Origin of the sequence: Nonomuraea sp. NPDC046570 (genome assembly GCF_040645915.1) — a bacterium.
Taxonomy (GTDB): Bacteria; Actinomycetota; Actinomycetes; order Streptosporangiales; family Streptosporangiaceae; genus Nonomuraea.
In genome coordinates, this window is sequence record NZ_JBEYZF010000102.1 from 1 (window position 1) to 2,937 (window position 2,937).

A 2,937-nucleotide genomic window follows, 5' to 3' on the forward strand; every position below is an offset into this window, starting at 1 on the left:
TTCACTTGCTCCCACGAAGGGATGACTCCTTCCCCACCCTCAGCACAGAGTTTTATGCCTGTTTGCTACCTCTATCCATTTTGACAGGGAGGGGCTGACGCCTCGGTTGTCGCCGTCGCCGAGCGTCTTCGACTCACCGAGGTGTTCACCTTGGACACCAGGGACTTCTCCGTGGTCCGGCCCGCGCACGTCGCCGCCTTTACACTGGTACCCGGCTGATCTCCCTACGCCACCGGCTACATACGTTGGGTGGCACCAACGTCAGCTGGGACCCATCCGAGTGGACCTCCTGCCAGATCGGTCTCACGACCACCCAGGAGTAGATCGGGCTCCGTGTGGTACTGCGGGCCGCCGTCCTCGTTCCGGGTGCCGAAGGACCATCCTGTACGGCGATGCCCCGCGATCTATCCCGGCCATGTGTGAACCCTGTGGTAGCTGGTTTGTCTCACCCGTGATCTACGGACGTTTCCAACGTGGAACCGCACCAACGTGAGAACCGCACCTATGACCCGCGCTTGCTGCGGATCAGCCGAGCTGAGCGTCAGGGATGCGCCCAGAGCCGTCCGCCGTGCGAAGTTGCCGCGGCGGCCTGGCGGCCCGGACGGGCCTCTCCGCCGAGGAGACCCGCGAGACCGCACTGGTGATCCAGGAGAACGCGTACCAGTCGCTGCTTGGGGCTGGCCGGGCTCGTTGAACGTACCCTGATGGCGGGTGGCGTGGGACGGGCGCTTGGTCCTCGATGCCCGGTGTCGTGGGAGGCTTCGCTGTGACTCGACTGGTGATCGTGGATGACGACCCGATGGTGCGAACCGGGCTGCGCCTCATTCTCGGGGGCGAGCCCGACCTGGAGCTCGTCGGCGAGGCCGGGGACGGGCGGCAGGCCATGGAGGTGATCCGCGACCTCAGACCCGATGTCGTGCTGATGGACATCCGGATGCCGTACCAGGACGGGCTGATCACCACCGAGTTGCTGGTGGCGCAGCCGGACCCGCCCCGGATCCTCGTGCTCACCACCTTCGACGCCGACGACATGGTGTTGCGGGCGCTGCGGCTCGGCGCCGACGGGTTCCTGCTGAAGGACACGCCGCCACCGAAGATGATCGAGGCGGTCCGTACGGTGGCGAGGGGCGAGCCGGTGCTGTCGCCGAGTGTCGCACGGCAGGTGATCACCGCGGCAACCGGCGGGCTCGGGTCGCGGCGGCCGGAGGCGCGGCGGGAGCTGGCCAGGCTCACCGAACGCGAGCGCGAGGTCGCGATCGAGGTGGCCAGGGGCGGCTCGAACGCCGAGATCGCCGAACGCCTCCACATGAGCGTCGCGACCGTGAAGGCGAACATCACCCGGATCTTCGCCAAACTCGAGACCGACAACCGCGTCCAGGTCGCCATGAAGGTACGCGACGCGGGCCTCCTCTGAACACGGCTACCGGACGACCGCGAGGAGGGTGGTGGCGGCGGCGGTCAGGGCGGGATCACCGTGCGTGGTGGAGCGTTGGCGGGCCTGGTCGACGGTGATTCCGCGGCTGGCGAGGCGCCAGAGCGCGTCCTGGTCCATCGTGACGTGGGCGGCGGGTTCGTTCGCCGGGGTGTCCGGGGTCAGGTGCCAGCGGTCGGGGTGGCGGGTGGCGAACCAGACGCCGCCCGCCGGGCCGGTGACGTCGAAGCGCAGGGCCGTACCGGCCGGGCGGTTCTCCGCGCGGAGGGTGTTCGGCAGCGCGCCTCAGTAGTGGGCGATGATCTGCCGGGCTGGGCCGTTCACGGTCATCTGCCCTCCGTACGGCAGGACCCACTGGGGATCGGTGTGCCCGAAGTCGATGCCGAACACGGCCATGGCCTCGGGGTTGTAGTGGTCCAGGGCCCGCAGGATCGCCGCGCGTTGCTCGGCGCGGTAGCTGTCGCGTTCGTCGGGTGTGGTGCGGCGCTGCAGGTTACTGGCCTTGGCCGTACCGACGAGGATGGCGGGGAACTGGGTGAGCAGGCCGCGTTCGCCGGCGTTGCGGAGCATGCGGAACACCTCCTCGGCCGGGGGCATCTCCTCCGAGGTCTCCAGCAGCAGGATGCAACCGGCGTAGTCCTCGGCCGGGCGGATCCATCGGCCCGCGGCCAGGTTCCAGTGCAGGATCTCCAGGTTGCCGCCCCAGGTGGGGGCGGTGACGACGCGGTCGGGGCGGTGCCAGGACCAGCCGGGGCTGGGCTGGACCGGCGCTGTACGGCCCAGCGAGGCGGGGTCGTTCCAGTCGAGTTCCTCCTCGCTGAACTCGTCGACCGGGTGCAGTTCGACGTCCCCGCCGGTGAGCAGCGCGGCGCGCAGGGAGCCCGCCGACACCGGGTGCAGGCCGCCGCCGCGCCCCAGGTGCATCATCGTCGAACCGCCGTGATAGGCCGCGACGCCGAGGTTCCACAGCCAGTTGAGCAGGTTGATGTTGTCGCTGTAGCCGACGAACGGCTTGGGGTCGGCCGTGATCACGGCGGGGTCCAGGAAGGGCAGCACGGTGAGCTGGTCGTCCCCGCCGATGGTGGCCAGCACCGCGCGGATGTCCGGGTCGGCGAACGCGTCCGTCAGATCGGCAGCCCGGTCCTGCGGGGTGGCGTTCAACCGGCGGGTCGTGGGGTACTCCACGGGCTCCAGCCCGAACTCGTCGCGGAGCCGCCGCATCGCGAGTTCGTGCACGGCGGGGAACATCCCGGGGGCCGCGAAGGAAGGCGAGACCACCGCCACCCGGTCTCCGGCCGTCAGCTTCGGGGGGACAGTGAGATCAGGGCGCATGCCCTCATCTAACTGGATCATGAAGTCGCTGTCTTCCCAATAACGACGCGACGAACCTCTGGCCGCGCGTCGTCCGCGGCTAGATCGCTGATGTGAAATTCGGGTTAGTGATCGTAGGCGGTCAGGGACCGTTTCACGGGTGCGCCGGTGTTCCAGTTGTGCCAGATGACGGC

General features: G+C 68.9%; 3 protein-coding genes. 1 reads left to right on the top strand and 2 read right to left on the bottom strand.

Going from position 1 to position 2,937, the window contains the following annotated elements:
- The first annotated feature begins 766 nt into the window (after positions 1 to 766).
- Complete coding sequence (locus ABZ911_RS43020) at positions 767 to 1,414, top strand: response regulator transcription factor (RefSeq protein WP_358070459.1); 648 nt, start codon at positions 767 to 769, stop codon at positions 1,412 to 1,414.
- 6 nt (positions 1,415 to 1,420) lie between these two features.
- Here the strand turns inward: ABZ911_RS43020 and ABZ911_RS43025 are convergent, their stop codons facing one another.
- Entirely contained in the window at positions 1,421 to 1,552 is a 132-nt protein-coding gene (locus tag ABZ911_RS43025; protein WP_358070462.1) for a hypothetical protein, read from the bottom strand.
- 165 nt (positions 1,553 to 1,717) lie between these two features.
- Positions 1,718 to 2,785 carry a S66 peptidase family protein gene (locus tag ABZ911_RS43030; RefSeq protein ID WP_358070465.1) on the bottom strand — a complete coding sequence of 356 codons (1,068 nt, stop codon included), beginning with the start codon at positions 2,783 to 2,785 and terminating at the stop codon, positions 1,718 to 1,720.
- Between the last annotated feature and the right edge of the window lie 152 nt (positions 2,786 to 2,937).

What these genes read in the sequence shown, in the direction of transcription:
- ABZ911_RS43030 (WP_358070465.1), bottom strand. Translation starts at nt 2,785, where the DNA reads ATGATCCAGTTAGATGAGGGCATGCGCCCTGATCTCACTGTCCCCCCG.
- ABZ911_RS43025 (WP_358070462.1), bottom strand. Translation starts at nt 1,552, where the DNA reads ATGGACCAGGACGCGCTCTGGCGCCTCGCCAGCCGCGGAATCACCGTC.